The sequence below is a fragment of the Streptomyces sp. CB02058 genome (assembly GCF_001905505.1).
Classification (GTDB): Bacteria; Actinomycetota; Actinomycetes; order Streptomycetales; family Streptomycetaceae; genus Streptomyces.
The window spans coordinates 1197103-1221312 of sequence record NZ_LIPG01000001.1 but is presented as its reverse complement, the minus strand read 5'-3'; the positions used below and the strand labels follow the sequence as shown (position 1 = coordinate 1221312).

Genomic DNA, 24210 nt, shown 5'->3' with positions numbered 1-24210 from the left:
GTGAGGCGCCACCCGCGGGGCGGTTTCCGCCGCCCCGCACGGGGCACTCTCCCCCATATCGAGCCCTTCCGGGCTCCCTGTCGAGCCTCACGGGCTCCCTCGGGCTCTCCGTGGCCCAATGATCGAGTCCATCGGACTTTTCCTCACCCGACACGTCCCGCACAGCCGGACAGCCATTGCCGCAATCCGGGACACTCTTCGCATCCTGTGGTGTGCCCGGGGAAAGGACGCGATGCCATGTCGGAGGCTGCATCCACTCGAGTCGCCCTGGCGAAGAGCACAACATCACGAAAGACGACCAGAAGACATACGACGAGCGCCACGGGCACCACGGCGCTGCTGGCGTCGCTCGCCCCACTGCTCCACGAGTGGGTGCCCCGGCAGCGGTGGTTCGCGGGCAAGGGGAAGCCCGTCACCGGGTTCTCCCTGGTCGCGGCCACCGAGATACTGCCACTGGACTCCGCGAGCACGGGCCCGGGACTGCTGCATCTGCTGGTCAGGGTCCACCAGCCCGACGGGCGTTCCGCACAGCCCCAGGGCGACTGCTACCAGTTGCTGCTCGGCGTGCGCGCCACGCTGCCGACCCGTCTGGCCGAGGCACGCATCGGCCAGGTCGCGGAAGGGCCGCTGGCCGGCCGCATCCTGTACGAGGGGCTGCACGACCCGCGCGTCGCCGATCTCCTGCTGGAGCGCTTCCGGCATCCCGGCTCGCTCGGCCCGCTCCGCTTCGACCGCGCCGAGCCGATCCCGCCGGGGCTCACCCCGCGCGTCCTGGACACCGAGCAGTCCAACTCCTCGCTGGTCTTCGGGGACGCCTTCATCCTGAAGATCTTCCGACGGGTCTTCCCCGGCACCAACCCCGATCTCGAACTGCCCCTCGCCCTCGGCCGTGAGGGCTGCGGCCGGGTCCCCGCCCCGGTGGCCTGGTTCGAGGCGACGACGAGCCCCGAGCCGCTCACGCTCGGTGTGCTCCAGCCGTTCCTGCGCGGCGCGCAGGACGGCTGGCAGCTCGCGCTCGCCGCCCTGGCCGCCGGGCGGGACTTCGTCACGGAGGCGCACGCCCTCGGCCGGGCCACGGCCGAGGTGCACACCGCCCTCGCCGCCGCCCTGCCGACGCCGCCCCTGGCCCACGACAGGACCCGGCACCTGGTGGCGGGGATGGTGGAGCGCCTGGAGGCCGCCGCCCAGGCGGTCCCGGCACTCGTCCCCCACGTACCGGGGCTGCGTGCCGCGTTCGACGCCGTCGCGGCGCTCGGGGAGACGGGACGCGGCTGGGCGGCTCAGCGGGTCCACGGCGATCTGCATCTGGGCCAGACCCTGCGCGGGAACGACGGTTTCTGGTCACTGATCGACTTCGAGGGCGAGCCGGCCAGACCGCTGCCCGAACGCCGCAGCCCGCAGCCGACGGTGCGGGACGTCGCGGGGATGCTCCGGTCCTTCGACTACGCGGCCCGCTCGCACCACCCGTGGAACCCCGAGTGGGCGGCCCGCTGCCGTGCCGCCTACTGCGAGGGCTACGCCGCCGCGGCCGGCGCCGATCCGCGTGCCGAGCCCGAACTGCTGCGCGCCCATGAGACCGACAAGGCGGTGTACGAGGTGCTGTACGAGGCCCGGCACCGCCCCGACTGGCTGCCGGTGCCGATGGCCGCCATCCAGCGCCTGGCCGCCGCGCCCGTGTGACCCGCGCTCCCCTTCCACCCTTCGAGCCTTTCGAGGAGGCAGTCTCTGTGACCGCCCGCAAGCCGTCCCGCAAGTCGCCCGAGCCCATCGAGGTCCCGCCCACGGCCCAGCCGGTGACCACCGAGGTCACCGCCCCGGCGGCGGCCCCCGCACCCGCCGCGGCTCCCGTCCCCGCGGACGCGCCTGCCGACGCGCCCCCGCCGCCCCCGGCCAAGCGCGCCCGGGCGAGGAAGACGGCGGCCACCGGCACCCCGCCCCGCCCCCGGCGCGGCGGGGGCAGCAAGAACGTGCTGCCCGCCACCGCGCTGGACGGCGCGGACCGGGGCCGGCTGCTCGCCGGTGACCACCACGATCCGCACGGGGTGCTCGGCGCCCACCCGGTCCCGGGCGGGGTGCTCTTCCGGGCGCTGCGTCCCTTCGCGCGCTCCGTGGCCGTCCTGGCCGGCGGCAAGCGTGCCGAACTCCAGAGCGACGGCGACGGCTTCTTCTCCGGCGTCCTGCCGCTGCCCGCCGTGCCCGACGGGTACCGCCTCCAGGTCGCCTACGAGGACAACACCATCGAGGTGGACGACCCGTACCGCTTCCTGCCCGCCATCGGCGAGCTCGATCTGCACCTGATCGGCGAGGGCAGGCACGAGGAGCTCTGGAAGGCACTCGGTGCGCGCCCGATGGAGCACCAGGGCGTCACGGGCACCCGCTTCACCGTCTGGGCGCCGAACGCGCGGGGGGTGCGCGTCACGGGCGACTTCAACTACTGGGACGGCACGGCCTTCCCGATGCGCTCGCTGGGCTCCACGGGCGTGTGGGAGCTCTTCGTGCCGGCCGTGGGCGAGGGCACCCTCTACAAGTTCGACATCTGCCGTCCCGACGGCTCGCACACCGAGCGGGCCGACCCGATGGCCCGCCACACCGAGGTGCCGCCCTCGAACGCCTCCGTGGTCACCGTCTCGCGCCACGAGTGGCAGGACGCGGACTGGATGGCGCACCGCGGCGACCGCCCGGTCCACGAGGCTCCCTTCTCGGTGTACGAGGTCCATCTCGCCTCCTGGCGACCGGGCCTGACGTATCGTCAACTGGCTTCGCAGCTCCCGGCCTACGTACGGGAACTGGGCTTCACCCATGTCGAGCTGATGCCGGTCGCCGAGCACCCCTTCGGCGGCTCCTGGGGCTACCAGGTCACCGGGTTCTACGCGCCGACGTCCCGGATGGGCGGTCCGGACGACTTCCGCTTCCTGGTCGACGCGCTGCACGCGGCGGGCATCGGCGTCCTCATGGACTGGGTGCCCGCACACTTCCCGCGCGACGACTGGGCGCTCGCCGAGTTCGACGGCCGCCCGCTGTACGAGCACTCCGACCCGAACCGGGCCGCGCACCCGGACTGGGGCACCCTGGAGTTCGACTACGGCCGCAAGGAGGTGCGCAACTTCCTCGTCTCCAACGCCACTTACTGGTGCGAGGAGTTCCACATCGACGGCCTGCGGGTCGACGCGGTCGCCTCCATGCTCTACCTCGACTACTCCCGCGAGGACGGCCAGTGGTCGCCGAACGAGTTCGGCGGCCGGGAGAACCTGGACGCGGTCGCCTTCCTCCAGGAGATGAACGCGACGGTCTACCGCCGCAATCCGGGTGTCGTCACGATCGCGGAGGAGTCCACCGCCTGGGACGGCGTCACCCGTGCCACGGACTCCGGCGGCCTGGGCTTCGGCCTGAAGTGGAACATGGGCTGGATGCACGACTCCCTCGTGTACGTCTCGAAGGAGCCCATCCACCGCAAGTACCACCACAACGAGATGACCTTCTCGATGGTGTACGCGTACAGCGAGAACTACGTGCTGCCGATCTCGCACGACGAGGTGGTGCACGGCAAGCAGGCCCTGGTCACCAAGATGCCGGGCGACTGGTGGCAGCGGCGGGCCAACCACCGCGCATACCTCGGCTTCATGTGGGCGCACCCGGGCAAGCAGCTCCTCTTCATGGGACAGGAGTTCGCCCAGGGCGCCGAGTGGTCCGAGGGCCACGGCCCGGACTGGTGGCTGCTCGACGAGACGTACGAGGCCTCCGGCGACCACCGCGGTGTGCGCAGCCTGGTCACGGACCTCAACGCGGTCTACAACGCGCTGCCCGCGCTCTGGCAGCGCGACACGGATCCGGGCGGCTTCTCCTGGATCGACGGCGGCGCGGCGGAGGACAACGCGTTCTCGTTCGTCCGCTACGACGCGGACGGCTCCCCGCTGATCGCGATCTCGCACTTCTCACCGGTGGTGCGCAACGACTACCGCATCGGCGTACCGGACGGCCCCGAGGCCTGGGTGGAGGTCATCAACACGGACGCGGCGCGCTACGGCGGCGGCGACGTGCGCAACGAGGAGCCGCTGAAGCCGGAGACGGTGCCGGCGCACGGCAGGGACACCAGCATCACGCTGACGCTCCCGCCGCTGGCGACGGTCTGGCTGCGGCCGGCCTGATCCACGGCAGCCGCTCCCGGGGCCCGCACCACGATCATGTGGTGCGGGCCCCCGGCGTCTGCAAGCCTTTCCTGCCGGGGCGTCATCTCAGCCTGAAAGATGCTTATGGCCGCCTCGTCCCTCCGGTTGAATGCATCCGGCGGGGCCTCCTCGGCGCCCGCGCCCAGGGGGGTGGGAAGACGTTGAGCAGCGGCGGCGACGGATCGGGCTCCGGACGGCGGATCGGCGAGGTGGCGGCGCTGGTCTCGGCGGCGGCAGCCGTCATCGGGCTGCTGCTGGCGGTGTTCGGCATCCCGTCGATCGGAGGCTCCTCGGTCAACAGGAGCATCGCCGAGGGCGCGGCGGCGGCACCGGCCTCCTCCTCCCCCTCCCCCGTGCCCTCCCTCTCTTCCTCGCCCTCCTCCCGCGCCCCGTCGTCCGCCTCGTCATCGGCTCCTCCGCCGACGGAGTCCGCGGGGCCTCTGCCGAAGGGCTGGCGCCCGGTCGACGCCCCGGCTCTCCGGGCGGACTTCGCCGTACCCGAAGGCTGGAAGAAGAAGCGGGACACCGACATCCAGAGTGAGTGGCACTCCCCGGACGGCGTGCACTCCATGACCGTCAAGCGGGACAGGTCCTACGGTTCGACCGCCGACGCGGCGGCCGACGGCCAGCTCGCCTGGTACCGGAACACCGCTGAATCGTCGATGGCTGATCTCACGGTGACGACCCACCCCACCCGGCAGAACGGGCAGGAGGCCCTGTGGCTGGAGATCGACTACCACTGGGCACGGCAGAGCGAGCCCCGTAAGCGGGTCGAAGTCTTCGTCGCGGGCCGGTCGGGCGATGTCTACCAGCTGCTGTTCGACACCGTCGACACCCCGGACCGGATCGCGGAACAGCAGCGGATGTTCACGACGGCGCGCTCCCGGCTGCTGATCGACAGGGCACGGTGACCGGCCTGCGGACAGGGACAACCGGAGCCCTCTCCGGGCGCGAGAGGCGCCAACAGCCCTGTTCTGCACCGCATATGAGCCGCGTGGCACGATGCGGGGCATGACTGAGGCAATACAGGCTCGCGGTGAGGCGCTCGTCGCCGCCGCCCATGCCGGTGACGACGAGGGTGTGCGGCGGGGAACCGACTTCTTCGTGTTCGGGAAGCACATCGACGAGGGCATCCCCTACTGGGAACAGGCTGTGGCAGCGGGGGACGCCTACGCGCACTACACGCTCGCCCGGTACCGGAAGGTCCGGGGCGACCGGCCGGCCGCGGACACGCTCTACCGGGCCGTCGCCGAGCGGCACTCGGGGTGTGCGTACGGGCTCGGCGTGCTGTTGAAGGAGGACGGGGACCCGGAGGCCGTCGAGTGGTTCCGGCGGGGCTGGGAGGACTGGCGGCACCTGGACTGCAAGATCGAGCTCGGGAAGCTCATGGCCGCCGAGGGGCGGGTCGACGAGGCGTCCGAGTTCCTGATGAGCGACATCGAGTTGGGCGATATCGCCGTCTACCGCTGGTCCCAGCTCTTCGACTCGTTCCGGGCGGCGTTCGACGCCACGGCCGAGGGCCTCGAAGCCGCCGAGGCCGAGGGGGTCGAAGAGGGCCGGGAGGCCGCTGTGAAGGCGGTCCAGTCGCTCTTCGAGCTCGACAAGCACTTCGCGGACTACCCGGGTCTGACCTCCGAAGCCGACGCCCTCTACCGCCGGGCCTCCGCGCTCAGCGCGCGGGCGGGCCTGTACTACGCCATGTTCCTCACCGAGACCGGTGGCGACGAGTCCTGGCCGCGCGCCCGCGACCTGCTGCTCCGGGCGCACGAGGACGGGTGCGAGCAGGCCGCCGCCCTCCTCGGGATCAAACACGAGCAGCGCGGCGAGCTGGAGGAGGCCGAGCGGAGCTACCTGCTCGCCGTCGACGCGGGCGAGGAACCGCCCAAGTGGAACCTCGCGATGCTGTGCAAGCGGCTGGCCCGCTACGAGGAGGCCGAGCGCTGGTTCTCCGAGTTCGGCGACGACAACGACGCCGCCCAGCAGCTCGCCCGGATCGCCGCGCTGCGCGAGGGCGGCCCCCTGGCCGCGGACGAGACGGACTTCCGCCTCCTCCCGGGGCTGCGCGAGCGGGCCGCGGCGGGGGACGCACGGGCCGGTTACGAGTACGCCGCGATGCTCAACGACTGGAACGGCAAGAACGCCCGCCACCTGCTCCGCTGGATGGAGCCCGCCGCCAGGGCGGGGGACGCGGAGGCGGCGTACGACGTGGCAGAGCTCCACGCGGCACTGCGCCGCTTCCCGCTGCGCGACTCGTGGCACCGCACCGCGGCCGAGGCCGGGGACCACCACTCCTGCCACTACATGGGCTGGCTCTCCGAGCACCACCGCGACTACCAGGAGGCCGAGCGCTGGTACGTGCGCGCGGCCGACGGCGGCCTCCTGCTGGACTCGATGCTCGCGGGCAAGCTGAAGGCCCAGCGGGGCGCGTACGCCGAGGCGGAACCGTTCCTCCGCGCCGCCTGGGAGGACGGCGAAGGCTCCTCGTTCTGGACGGAGGCCGCCGGCTACTACGGCCTCGTCCTGCACCGGCTCGGCCGCTCGGAGGAGGCCGTCGAGCCGCTGGAGGAGGCCGTGGACCGGTGGGAGGAGGACGTGAGCCGCCGCTACGATCCCGACGACCTGGACCTCCGGTCCCGCATGGTCCGTCCGGACGAGGTACTGGAGGAGGTGGAGGCGGCCCTCTCGGCGTGAGGCCGGTGGCCGCGCGGGCGGGGACGCGCTGCCGGGACGCGGGCGGGCCACGGAGGCCTCGCCCCGGACCGTCCCGGCCGGTGCTTCCAACACCGTGCCGGGGGCCGTTTCGGTGTGGGCACCGCAAGCGCCCGCGCCCTCACGTCGTGAGTCGGGCATCCGACGCTCGGTCCCCGGCTGCCAGGAACCGATTTCCGGGACTTCCGCGTTGGGGTGGGTTTACGAACTTCCGCCCTCGCGCAAGGCTATCGCGGAGTGCGCAACCACCAACAGCGTGTAATGCGCCGCCTGCGCGACCGGGAAACCCACTCCGACGGCCCGGAAACCCGTTGGACTCGAGGGCGCTCTTTCGATTCACGGCAGCAGAAAAAGCACAGTCGGGCAGCGCGTGTCCGCGCCACAGGCCTCACTTCGTTCGATCCGCACGAGATCCGGAAGCCCGGAGGGGTACCGGATCGGCCGGAACGTCGAGCACACCACGTGGCCGCGATGGTTCAGGGTGAGGCCGAACCGGTCGAAGCCTGGCCAACCCTGATCCGATCCCGATTCCCGTGCCCATGGCCGCCCGACGGTCAGACCGCCGCCGGCAGCACCTCCTCCAACTCCTGGAGCAGCCGCCGCTTCGGGCGGGCGCCCACCATGGACTTCACCGGTTCGCCGTCCTGGAAGACCATCAGCGTCGGCATGGACAGCACCGCGTAGCGGCTGGTGATGTCCGGGTTGTGGTCCACGTCGATCTGGACGACCTTCAGCCGGCCGGCCTCCTCCCTGGCGATCGCGCTGAGCACCGGGGCGAGCTGACGGCAGGGGCCGCACCAGTCGGCGGTGAACTCGACCAGGACCGGGAGGCCCGTCCCCAGCACCTCCTCGTCGAATGTGGTGTCGGTGACCTCGGCTACACCCTCTGCGTGGATCATCGTTCCTCGTCCTCCCAGTTGAGTTCGCATCGTGGCTCGGGGCCGCCCGGCACGTCGGCCGACGCCTCCAGTTCGGCACGGGCCAGCTGCGCCCCCACCTCGGCGCGGACCGACTGCAACTGACCGATGAGCGCGTCCAGTTCGCCGATCTTGCGTCGGTACACGGCCAGTGAGGCCGGGCAGGAGTCGCCCGCCGGGTGGCCCGCGCGCAGACAGTCGACGAAGGGGCGGGTCTCCTCCAGGCCGAACCCGAAGTCCTGAAGGGTCCGGATCTGCTGGACCATCCGCAGGTCGCCCTCGTCGTACGTGCGGTAGCCGTTCTCCGCGCGGCGCGCCCGCAGCAGGCCGCGCGACTCGTAGTACCGCAGCGTCCGTGTCGTCGTTCCGGCGCGTTCGGCCAGTTCCCCGATTCGCATACCGCGACCGTAATCCTTGACGTCGGCGTCAAGGCAAGCGCCGAAGGCCCGACCGCGGACGGAGAAGCCACGAAGGCCCGACCACGGGCGGGAAGCATGGGCGGTCCGGCGCGAGGGCCGCCGCCGGGAAGTGGAGCCGCCGGGGCCATTGACGGCCGCCCCGGGCGCGTCTAAAAGGTTTGAGAGCGCTCTCAAAGACACGGCCACCCGTCCCGGCACCGCCCACACCGGAGGTCTCCTTTGCGTACGAGCCGCACCATCCCCCACAGACGTACGACCGTCCTCGCGGTCCTCACCGCCCTGACCCTGGTCCTCGCCGGAGCGATCACCGTCGCCGGTTCGGGCCCCGCCCGAGGCGACGTGCCCTCCACGCCCGGCTGGAACCTCCAGTGGAGCGACGACTTCAACGGCGCGAACCGCTCCCTGCCGTCCTCCGCGAACTGGCAGATCGACACGGGCCACGGCTATCCCGGCGGCCCGGGCAACTGGGGCACCGGTGAGATCCAGAACTACACCGCCAGCCCCGACAACGTCAGCCTCGACGGCAGCGGCAACCTCCGCATCACCCCGCTCCGCGACAGCGCGGGCAACTGGACCTCCGGCCGCATCGAGACCAGGCGGGCCGACTTCAAGGCCCCGGCCGGCGGCACCCTGCGCATCGAGGGCCGCGTCCAGATGCCGAACGTCACGGGCAACGCGGCCCTGGGCTACTGGCCCGCCTTCTGGGCCCTCGGTTCCCCCTACCGGGGCAACTACTGGAACTGGCCCGGCATCGGCGAGTTCGACATCATGGAGAACGTCAACGGGATCAACTCCGTCTGGGGCGTGCTCCATTGCGGCGTCAACCCGGGCGGCCCCTGCAACGAGACCACCGGGCTCGGCAACAGCCTCACCTGCCCCGGCGCGAGCTGCCAGTCGGCGTTCCACACGTACCGCTTCGAGTGGGACCGCGCCGTCACCCCCAACGCCCTGCGCTGGTACGTCGACGGCCAGCTCTTCCACAGCGTCACGCAGAGCCAGCTGGACGCCACGACGTGGGCCAACATGACGGACCACGCCGGGTACTTCCTCCTGCTGAACCTCGCGATCGGCGGGGCCTTCCCGAACGCGCTCGGCGGCTCGACGCCGACCGCCGCCACCGTCCCGGGCAGGCCCATGCTGGTCGACTACGTGGGCGTCTGGACCAAGGGCGGCAGCGGGACCACCGACCCGCCCACCAACCCGCCCTCCGGCTCCTCCACCCTCGTACTGCGCAGCGGCGGCGGCCTCGGGGCTGCCCAGTCCGCCGCCTCATCGGTGACGGTCGCGTCGGCGGGAGGCGCCAACCACGACGGCGCCCCGCACAGCCCGCAGACGTTCACGGCCACCGGCATCACCCGGACGTACGACGGCGGCTCCACCCAGTTCGACGTGTTCGCCGACTCGGGCACCACCATCGCCAACGGGCAGCAGGTGCGGGTGAGTTACGACCGCACCGATGACGGCACCTGGGACCGCACGGAGACGTACAACTACTTCGCCACCGACCCCGTCAACGGGTACGAGCACTACACGCAGACCAAGGGGCTCAAGTCGTCAACCGGCAGCCACGGCAACCTCGTGAACGGCTCGGTGAAGGTGGAGGTCTGGAACGCCATCGGCAACGGATCCAGCACCGTGGGGGTCGGGAACCAGTCGGCCGTCCACATCCCGTTCGGCTGACGCGGCGTCAGGAGGCCCTGAGGAAACAGGTGTAGTCGCCTGCCACCGTCGTCCCCGCCCCGTCTCCCCCCATGCGGAACGTGCTGCCCACCTGGGAGGAACCGACGAGACCGAAGCCCTGAGCGTATGCGCCGCCGCGCTGCCAGTCCTCCGGCGCGGCGGCCAGTGCCCGCTCGCACTCCACCCTGGCGTACGAGTCACCGTTGGCGATGTCCTGCTTGCCGGGGAGCACCCGGTCCACCTTCACCTGGGCCAGCACCCGCAGGTCGTGCCGGTCCGCGCAGTCCACGGGCCGGACGACCGTCCTGGTGCCCAGTCCCGTGTCGCCGGTGGCGGCACACCGGCCGTCGTCGAGCGTGCCGATGGGGGCCAGCACCTTGCCGGCGTCCTCGACGGGCCGGCCGCCGGGGACCCCGGCCCTGACCGGCTCACCGAAGGCGCTGAGCTCGTACGAGGCGCGCAGCCGCTTCACCTCGCCGAGGACCTTCCGCTCGTGGAGCCTGGCCAGGACGGGGCCGAGGTCGGCGGTCACCGAGGCCAGCCTCCCGTCGGCGTCCAGGCCCACGGTGAGCTGGACGGGCTCCGTGCCCCAGTCCCTCTGGAGGCTCTGCAGGTCCCGGGGGAGCAGCTCCGCCGCGACCTCGGGAAGCGCGGTCACCCGGTAGACACGGCTGCCGTCCTCGCGGCGCTCGGGCTTCTCCCGGGGGATCACCCGCGGTACCAGGTCGGCGAGGGTCCCGCTGTACGGGGCCGTGTCGCCGGCGGCGTGCGCGGCGATCACACCGATGGTCTCGCCGAGCTCGTTGACCGCTTCGGGGGTGTAGCGCAGCCAGGCGGAGTCGCCGTTCCGGACGTAGACGTCGTCCTCGGCGGTGGCCACGGTCTGCTTCCCCTCCGGGGCGGATCTCCGCAGGAGCTCCAGGTCCTCCGCCGGGAAGTGGCGTCCGGCGGTCAGGCTCAGCGTCGCGCGTGACGTGCCCCGCCCGTAGTCCTGGCTCCCCTTCGCCTCGTGCACGGCGTCGCCGCCGGCCGCCCCGTAGACCAGCGTCGACAGGAACCCGGCGGTGCCCGCCTCGCGGGTGGCGTCCGTCGCCGCCTGGAACTGTTCGGCGAGCGGCAGCCCGTAGACCGCCTCCCCCGGCTCCGGCCGGTCCTCGGGGGCGGCGCACGCGGCCGCGCCGATGAGGGCCGGCAGCAGCAGTGCGGCCACGGGTCTCCAGTGCCATCCGGTTTTCAGCGTCCCCACCCCTTGTGTCTGGTCAGGACACCCTTCGCGCCTGGTCAGGAGAGCGATACTGCGCGGGGCGGAGACTCGGCGCCAGCACGGAATGATCACGTCGTCGCCGGCCGGCCCGAGCGGTCCCGCGCGAGCGGCCGGTCGCAGGGCGCCGTACCTGCCTGCGAGAGGGTTCGCTCGCGGAACGCCGTACGCGCATACGCGAGCGGCCGGCACGGGGACGGATCCCGTGCCGGCCGCTCCGGCCGCTTTCTCGCGCCTCGTTACGCCTTCACCAGCGAGGGCTGCTCCTCGCCGCCTTCCCTGGCTTCGGGGACCTGCGGCTCGCCGTTGTGGATGTCGTCGGTCATGGTCTTCTCGTCGAAGGGGAGGCCGCCGGAGAGGACCAGGTCCACCCGGGCCCGGTCGATCTCCTTGGTCCAGGTGCCGACCAGCACGGTGGCCACCGCGTTGCCCGCGAAGTTCGTCAGGGCGCGGGCCTCGCTCATGAAGCGGTCGATGCCGACGATCAGGCCGACGCCGTCGACCAGTTCGGGGCGGTGCGACTGGAGGCCGCCGGCGAGGGTGGCGAGGCCGGCGCCGGTGACACCCGCCGCGCCCTTCGAGGCGATCACCATGAAGACGAGCAGCGAGATCTGCTCGCCGATGGTCAGCGGGTCGCCCGTCGCGTTGGCGATGAAGAGCGAGGCCATCGTGAGGTAGATCGCGGTGCCGTCGAGGTTGAAGGAGTAGCCGGTCGGCACGGTGATGCCGACGACGGGCTTGCTGACGCCCATGTGCTCCATCTTCGCGATCAGCCGCGGCAGGGCCGACTCGGAGGAGGAGGTGGAGAGGATCAGCAGGAACTCGCGGCCCAGGTACTTCAGCAGCGTGAAGATGTTGACCCCGGCCACCAGGCGCAGGATCGCGCCCAGGATGAGGAACACGAAGAGCGCGCAGGTGACGTAGAAGCCGATCATGATGATCGCGAGGGACTTCAGCGCGTCCACTCCGGTCTCGCCGACCACTGCCGCCATCGCGCCGAACGCGCCGACCGGAGCCGCCCACATGATCATGGCGAGGATACGGAAGACGAGGCGCTGGATGTGGCCGATGCCCCGGATGACCGGCTCTCCGGCCGAGCCCATGGCCTGGAGCGCGAAGCCCGCGAGCAGGGCGATCAGCAGGGTCTGGAGGACCTCGCCCTCGGTGAACGCCGAGACCATGGTGGTGGGGATGATGCCGAGCAGGAAGTCCACGGTGGACTCGCTGGCCCCGGACGCCTGCTCCTCGCCGGCGGCACGGGCCGCCTCGGTGAGGTGGAGGCTGGAGCCGGGCTCCAGGAGGTTGCCGACGACCAGGCCGATGGCCAGGGCGACCGTCGACATCACCAGGAAGTACCCGAGGGCGAGACCGCCGACGGCACCGACCTTGGCGGCCTTCCGTACGGAGCCGACCCCCAGCACGATCGTGCAGAAGATGATCGGCGAGATCATCATCTTGATGAGGTTGACGAAGCCAGTGCCGATCGGCTTGAGCTCGACGGCGAAGTCCGGCACCACAAGGCCCACCGTGATGCCCAGCACCACGGCGGCGATCACGGCCAGGTAGAGATAATGGGTACGGTCCCGGCGAGCGGCTTTCTCTGCCACGGGGGTCTCCTCGGATATACGACGGCTCCCCGTCCCTGGGGGCCCCGGTGACTATTCACTTCCCTGTGACCGCCGTCACCCTTGCGTTCATATCGTTCACGGACGTTTTCGAGCCACCTTGGGCCGCGGGTCGGCGGCAGGCAGACTGGGGGCCATGCGCCTGCCCCGTACCCTCCCCCGCAGCCTGGCCGGACAGCTGTTCGCGATGCAGGCCCTGCTCGTGGCGGCGGTGGTGGCCGGGTGCGCCTTCTTCGCGTACGCCTCCGGCCGGTCCCAGGCGGAGGAGACCGCCGCCCGCCAGGTGCGGGCCGCCGCCCTCGCCATGGCCGGATCGCCGTCCGTGCGGGAGGCGATCCGTACCCCGGACCCGTCCGCCGTACTCCAGCCGTACGCGGAGCGGGTCCGCGAGGACACCGGGATCGCCTTCGTCACGATCATGAACCCGCAGGGCGTCCGCTGGACCCACCCCGACCCCGGCGAGATCGGCAGGAGCTTCATCGGGCACACCGAGCGCGCGCTGCTCGGCGAGACCTTCGAGGAGACCTACACCGGCACGCTGGGGCCCTCGATACGGGTCGTCACCCCGGTCAGGGACGAGGGCAGGATCGTCGGCCTGGTCAGCGCGGGCATCACCGTCGAACGGGTCTCCACCCAGGTACGGGAGCAGCTCGGCGCCCTGGGGACGGCGGCGGGCGCCGCGCTGCTGATCGGCGCGCTCGGGACGTACGTGATCAACGCCAGGCTGCGCAGGCATACGCACGGGATGAACGCCCGGGAGCTGAGCCGGATGCACACGTACCACGAGGCGACGCTGCACGCGGTGCGCGAGGGGCTGCTGATGCTGGACGGACAGCGCCGGGTCGCCCTGATCAACGACGCGGGCCGGGAGCTCCTGGGCCTGGCGCCCGGGGCGGTCGGGCGCGGGGTCGACGAACTCGCGCTGCCCGCGCCGCTGACCGGGGCGCTGCTGGCCTCCGAGCCGCGGGTGGACGAGGTCCATCTGACGGCGGACCGGGTGATCGTCGTCAACACCAGCCCGGTGGTCGGCGGCGAGCGGCGCGGCACGGTGGTGACCCTGCGGGACCACACCGAACTCCAGGCGCTGTCGGGCGAACTGGACTCGGAGCGCGGCTTCACCCAGGCGCTGCGTTCGCAGGCCCACGAGGCGGCGAACCGGCTGCACACCGTGGTGTCGCTGATCGAGCTGGGCCGGGTCGACGAGGCGGTGGAGTTCGCGACGGCCGAGCTGGAGCTCGCGCAGGAGCTCACCGACCGGGTGGTGGGAGCGGTGGCCGAGCCGGTGCTCGCGGCGCTGCTGCTCGGCAAGGCGGCGCAGGCCAACGAGCGGGGCGTGGAGCTGGTGCTCGCACGGGACAGCCTGATCGACGACGGGGCGCTGCCCCGGACGCTGGCCGCGCGGGATCTGGTCACGATCCTCGGGAATCTGATCGACAACGCGGTGGACGCCGCGTCGGAGTCGGCGCAGGGGGACGGCGGCGGCCCGGTCCCCGCACAGCGCACCGCGACGCGCGCCCTGGTCACCGTCACCGCGCGCACGGAGGCCGGCGAGCTGCTGCTGCGGGTGGCGGACACCGGCGACGGGATCGGCCCGGACGAGGCGGACGAGGTCTTCCGCCGGGGCTGGAGCACGCACGGCGCGGGCCGCGGTCTGGGCCTGGCGCTCGTGCGGCAGGCGGCCCACCGCAACGGCGGGACGGTGACGCTCGGCCGGATGCCGGACGGCGGCGCGGAGTTCACGGTGCGGCTGCCCCTCACCGGCCGTGCGGCGAAGGTGGTCGCGCCATGAGGGGGACGGGCGGGGCGGGAGGCGTGATCCGCGTACTCGTCGTGGAGGACGACCCGGTGGCCGCCGACGCGCATCAGCTGTACGTCGGCCGGGTGCCGGGCTTCGAGGTCGCCGCGGTCGCCCACTCCCGGGCCCAGGCCGTGCGCGCGCTGGACCGCACCGAGGTGGATCTGCTGCTGCTCGATCTGTATCTGCCCGACGGGCACGGTCTGCAGCTGCTGCGCTCGCTGCGGGCGGCGGGCCACGGCGCCGACGTCATCGCCGTGACGTCGGCCCGTGATCTGGCGGTGGTGCGGGAAGGCGTGTCCCTCGGCGTCGTGCAGTACGTCCTGAAGCCGTTCACCTACCCCACCCTGCGGGACCGGCTCGTGCGCTACGCCGAGTTCCGGGCGGCGGCAGGGGAGGCGAGCGGTCAGGAGGAGGTGGACCGGGCGCTGGGCGCGCTGCGCGTCCCGGACCCCGCCACGCTGCCCAAGGGGCTGAGCGGCCCGACGCTGGAGGCGGTCACCGGGGCGCTGCGCGAGGCGCCCGACGGGGTCACCGCGGCGGCGGCCGGGGAGGAGCTGGGGATGTCCCGGATCACCGCGCGCCGCTATCTGGAGCACCTGGTGACGGCGGGCCGGGCCGTGCGGCGGCCCAGCTACGGTCAGGTCGGCAGGCCCGAGCTGCACTACCACTGGGTGGCTGAAACCCGCTGATGCTCCGGGGTACCAACCGAGGCCACCCTAGGAGGATCATACGAAGGGTGAACCGATAGGAACAGCCTGTAGCCAGGGGGTTCCGGGCCTTCTACGGTGGGGCCGTGCACCCCACCCCGCCCTTCAACGCCCCCGCCGCGCGCCGCCTGCGCGAGGCTCTGGGAATGGCTCCCGGACATGTTGCGTACGGTCTCGGCGCCCAGTACGGACTCAGGATCACGGCCGAGACGGTGATGGCCTGGGAGCGCGGTACGGCGCTTCCCGGCGAACGCGAACTCATGGCGCTGGCAGGGGTGTTGTGGTGCGCCCCGGGCGAACTGCTGTCCGCGGCCAGCACGTTGCGCGAGCACCGGATGGCCCGCGACATCGCGGTGGACGATCTGGCGCGGACGCTCGGGATGACGGCCTCGGCGTACCAGCGGATCGAGGAGTCCGGCCGCTGGCGGGGCAACGAGCGCCAGGCGGTGGCGCTCTGCGACGCACTGGACATGTCGGCGGCGCAGTTCCTTACGGCGACCGGCCGCAACGAGGAGCTGGCCGACCTGCTCACGCGAGCGGTGACGACGCGCTGGCAGGCGTACGTACGGCCGGTGGACAAGCTCGTACCGCTCGACCGGATCCTGGTCCAGGACGTGCTGGAACAACTGCACGCCGACTACCAGGCGCTGATGGTGTCGACACTGAGCTGGAACACCACGGGCCGGGACCGGGCGGGGAGCGGCGGCGACGCGGGACGGGAGTTCCTGGACCGCGTGGTCGAGGAGTTCTGGCGGACGGCGGGGATCTGAGGAGCCCTCCCCCGACGGGGAACGGCCGCGGCCCCGGCCGTCCACGGGGGACGGCCGGGGCCGTGCGCGCCACCGGTCCGGGACCGGCGGGGGGATCGGGGCGACCGGATCAGAACACCGACTCGGCCTCGTACATCCGGTCGCTGGGGACGGTCTTCAGCCGGGTCACGGCGTCCGCCAGCGGGGCCATCACGATCTCGGTCCCGCGCAGTGCCGTCATCCGGCCGAAGTCGCCGCGGTGCACGGCCTCCACGGCGTTCCACCCGAAGCGGGTCGCGAGCACCCGGTCGTACGCCGTCGGCGTGCCTCCGCGCTGCACATGGCCGAGAATGACCGGCCGCGCCTCCTTGCCGAGGCGCAGTTCCAGCTCGGCGGCGAGGCGGTTGCCGATGCCCTTGAAGCGCTCGTGGCCGAACTGGTCGATCTCGCCCTTGGCGTACGGCATGGAGCCCTCGGCCGGGTGCGCGCCCTCGGCGACGCAGATGACGGCGAACTTCTTGCCGCGCGCGAAGCGTTCCTCGACCATCTTGACCAGGTCGTCGACCTGGAAGGGGCGCTCCGGCAGGCAGATCCCGTGGGCACCGCCGGCCATGCCGGACTCCAGGGCGATCCAGCCCGCGTGGCGGCCCATGACCTCCACGACCATGACCCGCTGGTGCGATTCGGCCGTGGTCTTGAGGCGGTCTATGGCCTCGGTCGCGACGCCCACGGCCGTGTCGAAGCCGAAGGTCCGGTCGGTGGCGGAGATGTCGTTGTCGATGGTCTTCGGGACGCCGACGACGGGCATCCCGGCGTCGGACAGCATGCGGGCCGCGGTGAGCGTGCCCTCTCCGCCGATCGGGATCAGCGCGTCGATGCCGTAACGGAGGGACAGCTCCGCGCAGTTCTCCGCGGCCTCGCGCAGCCGGTCCCGCTCCAGTCGCGCCGAGCCGAGGATCGTGCCGCCGCGGGCCAGGATGCCGCTGACGGCGTTGAGGTCGAGCGGCCGGAAATGGCCGTCGAGCAGCCCCTTGAAGCCGTCCTCGAAGCCGATGACCTCATCGCCGTGGCCCACCACGGCGCGGTGCACGACCGACCGGATCACGGCATTCAGGCCTGGGCAGTCGCCGCCTGCGGTGAGAATTCCGATGCGCATCCTGCTCTGTCTCCTGCTCGCTAGTGCCATGCATTCCGGGGACCCGTCGAGAAACCCCCGTACCGTGAGCCACGACGATTGTCCCACGCCGGGCCGCACCCCCGCGCTTCCGGCCTCGCCGGTACGGGACCGTTCGGGGTCCGGCCGGGGCCGGACGGGCACTCGGCCCGGCGGGCGGCATACCTGCCCCGGTGGGTATCGTCAAGAGGACAATGCCAGCCATAGAGGACGGGAGACCACGCGTGACGCGCAGCGTGTACGTGACCGGCATCGACCGGGGGGACGGCCGCCAGGTCGTCGATCTGGGAGTCATGGAACTACTGACGCGTCAGGTGGACCGGGTCGGCGTCTTCCGGCCGCTGGTCCACGACGGCCCCGACCGTCTGTTCGAACTGTTGCGGGCGCGCTACCGGCTCTCGCAGAGCCCGGAGACCGTGTTCGGCCTGGACTACCAGGAGGCCTCCGCGATCCAGGCGGAGAAGGGCACCGACGAGCTGGTCTCCCTGCTCGTCGAGCGCTTCCACCGGGTGGCCCGCGACTACGAGGTCGTGCTGGTCCTGGGCAGCGACTTCGCGGCCACCCAGCTCCCCGACGAGCTGGCCCTGAACGCCCGGCTCGCCAACGAGTTCGGCGCCTCGGTGATCGCGGTGGTCGGCGGCAAGGACCAGGACGCCGAGTCCGTACGGGCCGAGACGCGCAACGCCTACCGCGCTTACGCCGGCCTGGGCTGCGACGTCCTGGCGATGATCGTGAACCGGGTGGCCTCCGAGGACCGGGAGGAGATCGCGGACCGGCTGAAGCCGCAGCTGCCGGTGCCGTGCTCCGTCCTGCCCGACGATCCGGCGCTCTCCGCGCCGACCGTCGCCCAGATCACCACCGCACTGGGCGGAACGGTTCTGCTCGGTGACGACTCCGGTCTCGCCAGGGACGCGCTGAACTTCGTCTTCGGCGGCGCGATGCTGCCGAACCTCCTGAAGGCCCTGACCCCCGGCTGCATGGTCGTCACCCCCGGGGACCGCGCGGACCTGGTCATCGGTTCGCTCGCCGCGCACAGCGCGGGCACACCGCCCATCGCGGGCGTCCTGCTGACCCTGGACGAGCGCCCCGGCGAGGAGATACTCCGGCTGGCGGCACGCCTCGCGCCGGGCACCCCGGTCGTCGCGGTCTCCGGCGGCTCCTTCCCCACGGCCGGTGAACTCTTCGCGCTGGAGGGCAAGCTGAACGCGGCGACGCCCCGCAAGGCGGAGACCGCGCTCGGCCTGTTCGAGCGCCATGTGGACACCGGCGCCCTGCTGGAGCGGGTCTCGGTGGCCCGCAGCGGCCGGGTCACCCCGATGATGTTCGAGCACGAACTGCTGGAGCAGGCCCGCTCCGACCGGCGCCGCGTCGTGCTGCCCGAGGGCACCGAGGAGCGCGTCCTGCGCGCCGCCGACGTGCTGCTGCGCCGCGACGTCTGCGACCTGACCCTCCTCGGCGACACCGACGTCATCCGCAAGAAGGCCGCCGACCTCGGCATCGACCTCGGCGAGACCCAGCTCGTCGACCCGCAGACCTCGGAGCTGCGCCAGAGCTTCGCCGAACGGTACGCGGTGCTGCGCGCGCACCGCGGGGTCACGGTGGAGCTGGCGTACGACGTCGTCTCGGACGTGAACTACTTCGGCACCCTCATGGTCCAGGAGGGCCTGGCGGACGGCATGGTCTCGGGCTCGGTGCACTCCACCGCGGCCACGATCCGGCCGGCGTTCGAGATCATCAAGACGAAGCCGGACGCCTCGATCGTCTCCTCGGTCTTCTTCATGTGCCTCGCCGACAAGGTCCTGGTCTACGGCGACTGCGCGGTCAACCCGGACCCGGACGCCGAGCAGCTCGCGGACATCGCGGTGCAGTCGGCGGTCACCGCGGCCCGCTTCGGTGTGGACCCCCGGATCGCGATGCTCTCGTACTCGACGGGAACCTCCGGCACGGGCGCGGACGTCGACAAGGTGCGGGAGGCCACGGAGCGGGTGCGCGCCTCACGGCCCGACCTGCGGATCGAGGGCCCGATCCAGTACGACGCGGCGGTCGAGCCGTCCGTCGCCGCGACCAAGCTGCCCTCCTCGGAGGTGGCGGGCCGGGCGACGGTGCTGATCTTCCCGGACCTCAACACCGGCAACAACACCTACAAGGCGGTCCAGCGCTCGGCGGGCGCGGTCGCGGTCGGCCCGGTCCTCCAGGGGCTGCGGAAGCCCGTCAACGACCTGTCGCGCGGCGCGCTGGTCCAGGACATCGTCAACACGGTGGCCATCACGGCGATCCAGGCGCAGGGCGAGGAATGACCGCGATGACCACCGACCCCACCAGCGAAGGTTCGCGCTCCATGAATGACGCCCACCGCGTACTCGTGCTCAACTCCGGCTCCTCGTCGGTGAAGTACCAGCTGCTGGACATGCGGGACCGGTCGCGGCTGGCCACCGGCCTGGTCGAGCGGATCGGCGAGTCGTCGTCCCGGCTGGTCCACACCCCGCTGAAGGGCGGGGAGCCCCGCGAGCGCACCGGCAGGATCGCCGACCACGAAGAGGCGCTGAAGGCGGCGGCGGCCGAGCTGGCGGCCGACGGGCTCGGCCTGGACTCCCCCGAACTGGCCGCGATCGGGCACCGGGTGGTGCACGGCGGGCTGCGGTTCAGCGAGCCCACGGTGATCACCGACGAGGTGCTGGAGGAGATCGCGCGGCTCGTCCCGGTGGCCCCGCTGCACAACCCGGCGAACATCACCGGCATCCGTACGGCGCAGGCGCTGCGCCCGGACCTGCCGCAGGTCGCCGTCTTCGACACGGCGTTCCACACGACGATGCCGGAGTCCGCCGCGCGGTACGCGATCGACGTGGAGACCGCCGACGCGCACCGCATCCGCCGCTACGGCTTCCACGGCACCTCGCACGCGTACGTCTCGCGCAGAACGGCCGAGCTGCTGGGCCGGCCGGTGGCCGAGGTGAACGTGATCGTGCTGCACCTGGGCAACGGCGCGTCGGCCTCCGCGGTGGCGGGCGGCCGGTGCGTGGAGACGTCCATGGGACTGACCCCCTTGGAGGGGCTGGTCATGGGTACGCGTTCGGGAGACATCGACCCGGCCGTCACCTTCCACCTGAAGCGGGTGGCGGGGATGTCGGCGGACGAGATCGACGTCCTGCTGAACAAGAAGAGCGGGCTGGTCGGCCTGTGCGGCGACAACGACATGCGGGAGATCCGGCGCCGGGTGGACGAGGGCGACGAGCGGGCCGCGCTCGCCTTCGACATCTACATCCACCGGCTGAAGAAGTACATCGGCGCCTATTCGGCCGTCCTCGGCCGGGTGGATGCCGTCGTCTTCACGGCGGGTGTCGGGGAGAACTCGGCGCCGGTGCGGGAGGCTGCGCTCGCGGGACTGGAGGGTTTCGGCCTGTCCGTGGACGCGGACCGCAACGCCGTACGGTCCGGCGAACCGCGGCTGATCTCGCCCGACGGCGCGCGGGTGGCGGTCGCCGTCGTGCCTACGGACGAGGAGCTGGAGATCGCCGGTCAGACCTTCGACCTGGTCCACAACTGAGCGGACCCGCGCCCCTTTGTATCTTCCACCAGACGGAATATTCCGCAGTGAAACAAACCGATAGGATCCGCCTCATGCGCCGTTCCAAAATCGTCTGCACCCTCGGTCCCGCCGTCGACTCCCATGAGCAGCTCGTCGCTCTGATCGAGGCCGGCATGAGCGTGGCCCGTTTCAATTTCAGTCACGGTACCCACGAGGAGCACCAAGGCCGTTACGACCGGGTCCGCAAGGCCGCCGCCGAGACCGGCCGCGCGGTCGGTGTGCTCGCCGACCTGCAGGGCCCCAAGATCCGCCTCGCGAAGTTCGCCGAGGGTCCTGTCGAGCTGGTCCGCGGGGACGAGTTCGTCATCACCTCCGAGGACGTCCCCGGCGACAAGTCGATCTGCGGCACCACCTACAAGGGGCTGCCCGGCGACGTCGCCAAGGGTGACCCGATCCTGATCAACGACGGAAACGTCGAGCTGAAGGTCGTCTCGGTCGACGGCCCCCGGGTCACCACCATCGTCATCGAGGGCGGTGTCATCTCGGACCACAAGGGCATCAACCTGCCGGGTGCCGCGGTCAACGTCCCGGCCCTGTCCGAGAAGGACGTCGACGACCTGCGGTTCGCCCTGCGGATGGGCTGCGACCTGGTCGCGCTGTCCTTCGTGCGGGACGCCGAGGACGTCAAGGACGTGCACAAGGTGATGGACGAGGAGGGCCGCCGGGTCCCCGTCATCGCCAAGGTCGAGAAGCCGCAGGCCGTCGAGCACATGGAGGGCGTCGTCGCCGCCTTCGACGGTGTCATGGTCGCCCGCGGCGACCTGGCCGTCGAGTATCCGCTCGAGAAGGTCCCGATGGTGCAGAAGCGCCTCATCGAGCTGTGCCGCCGCAACGCCAAGCCGGTGATCGTGGCGACCCAGATGATGGAGTCGATGATCACCAACTCGCGGCCGACCCGCGCCGAGGCGTCCGACGTCGCCAACGCGATCCTGGACGGCGCGGACGCGGTCATGCTCTCGGCGGAGTCCTCCGTCGGCGCGTACCCGATCGAGACGGTCAAGACGATGTCGAAGATCGTCGTCGCCGCCGAGGAGGAGCTGCTGTCCAAGGGCCTCCAGCCGCTGGTGCCGGGCAAGAAGCCCCGCACGCAGGGCGGTTCGGTCGCCCGTGCGGCCTGCGAGATCGCGGACTTCCTGGACGGAAAGGCCCTGGTGGCCTTCACCAAGTCCGGTGACACCGCCCGCCGTCTGTCCCGCTACCGCACCGCGCAGCCGATCCTGGCCTTCACCACGGAGGAGTCGACCCGCAACCAGCTCGCGCTGAGCTGGGGCGTCGAGTCCTACGTCGTGCCGCACGTGAACAACACGGACGCCATGGTCGACCTGGTGGACGCCGAGCTGCTGAAGCTGAACCGCTACAGCGACGGCGACACGATGGTCATCACGGCCGGTTCGCCCCCCGGCGTCCCCGGCACCACCAACATGGTCCGGGTGCACCACCTGAGCGGCGAGAACGCCTGACGCCCCGCCCGCCACGACGATGGCCCGCACCCCGTGTCCTCGGGGTGCGGGCCATCGTCGTCATGCGGCTCCCGGACTGGTCCGGATCACCGGTCAGCTGCCGCCACCGGTGAAGTAGTTCTGCAGTCCGGGGACCTTGAGCGAGCCTCCGAACTGGCCCGCCTGCTTCACCGTGGCATCGGTGAAGAAGGCGAAGGGCACGTTCAGCGGCGGCGGGGTCTCCGGGCTGAAGGTGACGGGGATGATGCCGAAGAGGTTGCCCTTCAGCTCCTCCGTGTACATCGTCACCGTGCCGTTGCGGATGGTGGAGGTCGAGCCCGCCTCCGCCTTGACGTGGCCGGTGGTGCCGGCCGTCGGACCCTCCGTCAGCTGGTGCAGGTCCTTGATGTCGACGGTGTCGGCGGTGAACTTCAGCGCCTTCTTGACGGTGCCGTTGACCGTCTTCACCTCGACGATGCCCTTGTAGTCGAGCCCGGTCAGCGTGAGCTTCGAGGTCTCCAGGGTCCACGGGGCGTCCGGGAGCAGCGGGATGCCCTGCTCCAGATCGGCCGCGGCGAGCGCCTCGGGGTCGGCGGTCGGGCAGGGGAAGCGCTCCTTGGCGCCGTCCGGGATGTCCTCGTCCTTCACCGGGTCGAGGCCCTTGACGTCCTCGTCCAGCTCCTCGACGTCCTCGCCGGCCTTCTCCGCCGCGTCACGGATGGCGTCGGTGGTCTCGTCGACCGTGTCCTTCGCCTCGTCCGCGGTGTCCTTCGCCTCGTCCGCGGCTTCCTTCGCGGGCTCGGTGGCGGACGCGGACGTGGAGGGCTCCGGGGTCCCCTCGGTGGCGGACGCGGACGGCTCGGCCGTCGCCTCGTCCTTGCCGTCGAAGAGGTCCTTGAGCGCGTCGCCGACACCCAGCGGGTCGAGGGGGTTGGTCGACTTGGTGGGCGTGGGCGTGGGTGCGGCGTCGGCCTTCTGCTCGGTGGCCTCGGCCGTCGAGTCCTGCGCGGAGGCGCTCGGGCTCGCGGAGGGCTCCGGTGCCGCGGTCTCCTCGTCCGAGCCGGCGTCGTCCTTGCCGGTCCCGTCCTTGCCCTTGTCCTTGTCCGCGTCCTCGGACGCGGTGGCGCTCGGAGTGGGCTCCGGCTCCTGCGACTCGGAGGGCTCGTCGGAGCGGGTGACACAGGGGCCCGGCGCGAAGGGGATGTCCGTGCTGTCGTCGGCCATGGCCAGCTTGGGAGTGAGTCCCATGCCCACGAAGACCGCCGTCGGCATCGCGGCGAGCGCGAACGCCTTCTTGCCCGCGGGCATGTGCAGCTTCGTCAGCAGCGACTTCCTGGGCGCCGCGTGGCGGGGCCCTCTTCGCTCCGGAAGGTCCTCCGCGCCGATCTCGTTCGTCCGCGTCTCGTCACCCCGCACGATGCCTCCCGCCGTCGCCCTCGGCCGCCACGTCGAACAGCAGCGGCTTCCGCGGGGCCTGGGCGGTGTCGTGGACACCCTGGCTCTGCTCCGGCACCTCGTCGCCGTGGGCCTGCGTGTGCGCCCCCTCGGACTCCGGGGTGCCCTTGGCCTCTCCCGGTGCCCAGGCGATGGAGAGCGCTCCGCCGAGGAGGGAGAACAGGAAGCCGATGATGAAGCCGCCGATGTTGGCGACAGGTATGGAGATCAGTGCGAGCAGGATCGCGGCGACACCGGCGAACACCCGCACGATGTGGTGGAACCACATCGTCATGCCCAGCGTGATGAGCAGGATCCCGATGATCAGCGACCCCGCACCCGCAGTGGTGGACATCGCGATCGTCATGTTGCCGAGGTGCATGTTCGCGTACGGGAAGTACGCGATGGGTAGACCACCCAAGATGGTGAACAGGCCCGCCCAGAACGGCCGGTTACCCCGCCAGGTGCGGAATCCCCGCCGGTAGACGGTGAGGTAGTGCTCGTTCTGCCCTGTGGACTCGGGGCTCATGGAAAACAGCTCCCTGG

Annotated in this window: 18 protein-coding genes; 11 read left to right on the top strand and 7 right to left on the bottom strand. The window is 71.6% G+C overall.

What is annotated here, in order from left to right; all coding sequences use genetic code 11:
• Positions 1-237: 237 nt before the first annotated feature.
• From AMK10_RS05720 to AMK10_RS05705, 4 genes are all read left to right on the top strand, one after another.
• Positions 238-1680, top strand: a complete 1443-nt coding sequence (locus AMK10_RS05720; protein WP_073745365.1) for a maltokinase N-terminal cap-like domain-containing protein — start codon at positions 238-240, stop codon at positions 1678-1680.
• 47 nt (positions 1681-1727) lie between these two features.
• Complete coding sequence (gene glgB / locus AMK10_RS05715; protein WP_073745363.1) at positions 1728-4145, top strand: 1,4-alpha-glucan branching enzyme; 2418 nt, start codon at positions 1728-1730, stop codon at positions 4143-4145.
• Between the two features lie 182 nt (positions 4146-4327).
• Positions 4328-5077: a hypothetical protein gene (locus AMK10_RS05710; RefSeq protein ID WP_241839479.1), complete on the top strand. Its 750-nt coding sequence runs from the start codon at positions 4328-4330 to the stop codon at positions 5075-5077.
• A 100-nt stretch (positions 5078-5177) separates the two neighbouring features.
• Positions 5178-6857, top strand: coding sequence for a sel1 repeat family protein (locus AMK10_RS05705; RefSeq protein ID WP_241839478.1), 1680 nt, complete (start codon positions 5178-5180; stop codon positions 6855-6857).
• A 572-nt stretch (positions 6858-7429) separates the two neighbouring features.
• Here the strand turns inward: AMK10_RS05705 and trxA are convergent.
• Together trxA and AMK10_RS05695 are read right to left on the bottom strand one after the other, a co-directional pair.
• Positions 7430-7774 carry a thioredoxin gene (gene trxA, locus AMK10_RS05700; protein WP_073745359.1) on the bottom strand — a complete coding sequence of 115 codons (345 nt, stop codon included), beginning with the start codon at positions 7772-7774 and terminating at the stop codon, positions 7430-7432.
• Positions 7771-8190: a MerR family transcriptional regulator gene (locus AMK10_RS05695; protein ID WP_073745357.1), complete on the bottom strand. Its 420-nt coding sequence runs from the start codon at positions 8188-8190 to the stop codon at positions 7771-7773. Before AMK10_RS05695 ends, trxA begins: the two co-directional genes overlap by 4 nt.
• A 240-nt stretch (positions 8191-8430) precedes the next feature.
• Between AMK10_RS05695 and AMK10_RS05690 the strand changes: the two genes are divergently transcribed.
• Complete coding sequence (locus AMK10_RS05690; protein ID WP_073745355.1) at positions 8431-9891, top strand: family 16 glycosylhydrolase; 1461 nt, start codon at positions 8431-8433, stop codon at positions 9889-9891.
• 7 nt (positions 9892-9898) lie between these two features.
• On the opposite strand, the gene AMK10_RS05685 is transcribed toward AMK10_RS05690, so the two are convergent.
• Positions 9899-11101, bottom strand: coding sequence for a hypothetical protein (locus AMK10_RS05685; protein WP_241839477.1), 1203 nt, complete (start codon positions 11099-11101; stop codon positions 9899-9901).
• Positions 11102-11391: 290 nt separating this feature from the next.
• Positions 11392-12759, bottom strand: coding sequence for a cation:dicarboxylate symporter family transporter (locus AMK10_RS05680; RefSeq protein WP_073745351.1), 1368 nt, complete (start codon positions 12757-12759; stop codon positions 11392-11394).
• 154 nt (positions 12760-12913) lie between these two features.
• On the opposite strand from AMK10_RS05680, the gene AMK10_RS05675 reads away from it, so the two are divergent.
• The 3 genes from AMK10_RS05675 (at position 12914) to AMK10_RS05665 (ending at position 16052) form a co-directional block, all read left to right on the top strand.
• Complete coding sequence (locus tag AMK10_RS05675) at positions 12914-14566, top strand: sensor histidine kinase (protein ID WP_073745349.1); 1653 nt, start codon at positions 12914-12916, stop codon at positions 14564-14566.
• A gap of 23 nt (positions 14567-14589) precedes the next feature.
• Entirely contained in the window at positions 14590-15264 is a 675-nt protein-coding gene (locus AMK10_RS05670; RefSeq protein ID WP_073745347.1) for a response regulator, read from the top strand.
• A gap of 164 nt (positions 15265-15428) precedes the next feature.
• Positions 15429-16052 (top strand): helix-turn-helix domain-containing protein, encoded by a 624-nt coding sequence (locus AMK10_RS05665; protein ID WP_241839495.1) that lies wholly within the window; start codon positions 15429-15431, stop codon positions 16050-16052.
• A 109-nt stretch (positions 16053-16161) separates the two neighbouring features.
• Here AMK10_RS05665 and AMK10_RS05660 read toward each other — a convergent pair whose 3' ends face one another.
• Positions 16162-17187, bottom strand: a complete 1026-nt coding sequence (locus AMK10_RS05660; protein WP_073745343.1) for an ATP-dependent 6-phosphofructokinase — start codon at positions 17185-17187, stop codon at positions 16162-16164.
• 242 nt (positions 17188-17429) lie between these two features.
• Between AMK10_RS05660 and pta the strand changes: the two genes are divergently transcribed.
• From pta to pyk, 3 genes are all read left to right on the top strand, one after another.
• Positions 17430-19502, top strand: coding sequence for a phosphate acetyltransferase (pta, locus tag AMK10_RS05655; RefSeq protein ID WP_073745341.1), 2073 nt, complete (start codon positions 17430-17432; stop codon positions 19500-19502).
• Positions 19499-20749, top strand: a complete 1251-nt coding sequence (locus tag AMK10_RS05650; protein ID WP_107428372.1) for an acetate kinase — start codon at positions 19499-19501, stop codon at positions 20747-20749. Before pta ends, AMK10_RS05650 begins: the two co-directional genes overlap by 4 nt.
• Before the next feature lie 74 nt (positions 20750-20823).
• On the top strand, positions 20824-22251 hold the full coding sequence (gene pyk, locus AMK10_RS05645; RefSeq protein ID WP_073745337.1) for a pyruvate kinase: 1428 nt from the start codon (positions 20824-20826) through the stop codon (positions 22249-22251).
• Between the two features lie 93 nt (positions 22252-22344).
• Here pyk and AMK10_RS05640 read toward each other — a convergent pair whose 3' ends face one another.
• Together AMK10_RS05640 and AMK10_RS05635 are read right to left on the bottom strand one after the other, a co-directional pair.
• Positions 22345-23646 (bottom strand): hypothetical protein, encoded by a 1302-nt coding sequence (locus AMK10_RS05640; protein WP_073745335.1) that lies wholly within the window; start codon positions 23644-23646, stop codon positions 22345-22347.
• The gene (locus AMK10_RS05635; RefSeq protein WP_073745333.1) at positions 23636-24193 is read right to left on the bottom strand and encodes a DUF6114 domain-containing protein; all 558 of its coding nucleotides are present in this window, start codon (positions 24191-24193) and stop codon (positions 23636-23638) included. Before AMK10_RS05635 ends, AMK10_RS05640 begins: the two co-directional genes overlap by 11 nt.
• Between the last annotated feature and the right edge of the window lie 17 nt (positions 24194-24210).

Excerpts from the sequence above, each read along its gene's own strand:
- AMK10_RS05720 (WP_073745365.1), top strand. The coding sequence starts at position 238 with ATGTCGGAGGCTGCATCCACTCGAGTCGCCCTGGCGAAGAGCACAACA.
- AMK10_RS05705 (WP_241839478.1), top strand. The coding sequence starts at position 5,178 with ATGACTGAGGCAATACAGGCTCGCGGTGAGGCGCTCGTCGCCGCCGCC.
- trxA (WP_073745359.1), bottom strand. The coding sequence starts at position 7,774 with ATGATCCACGCAGAGGGTGTAGCCGAGGTCACCGACACCACATTCGAC.
- AMK10_RS05695 (WP_073745357.1), bottom strand. The coding sequence starts at position 8,190 with ATGCGAATCGGGGAACTGGCCGAACGCGCCGGAACGACGACACGGACG.
- AMK10_RS05675 (WP_073745349.1), top strand. The coding sequence starts at position 12,914 with ATGCGCCTGCCCCGTACCCTCCCCCGCAGCCTGGCCGGACAGCTGTTC.
- AMK10_RS05665 (WP_241839495.1), top strand. The coding sequence starts at position 15,429 with ATGGCTCCCGGACATGTTGCGTACGGTCTCGGCGCCCAGTACGGACTC.
- AMK10_RS05660 (WP_073745343.1), bottom strand. The coding sequence starts at position 17,187 with ATGCGCATCGGAATTCTCACCGCAGGCGGCGACTGCCCAGGCCTGAAT.
- AMK10_RS05650 (WP_107428372.1), top strand. The coding sequence starts at position 19,499 with ATGACCGCGATGACCACCGACCCCACCAGCGAAGGTTCGCGCTCCATG.
- pyk (WP_073745337.1), top strand. The coding sequence starts at position 20,824 with ATGCGCCGTTCCAAAATCGTCTGCACCCTCGGTCCCGCCGTCGACTCC.
- AMK10_RS05635 (WP_073745333.1), bottom strand. The coding sequence starts at position 24,193 with ATGAGCCCCGAGTCCACAGGGCAGAACGAGCACTACCTCACCGTCTAC.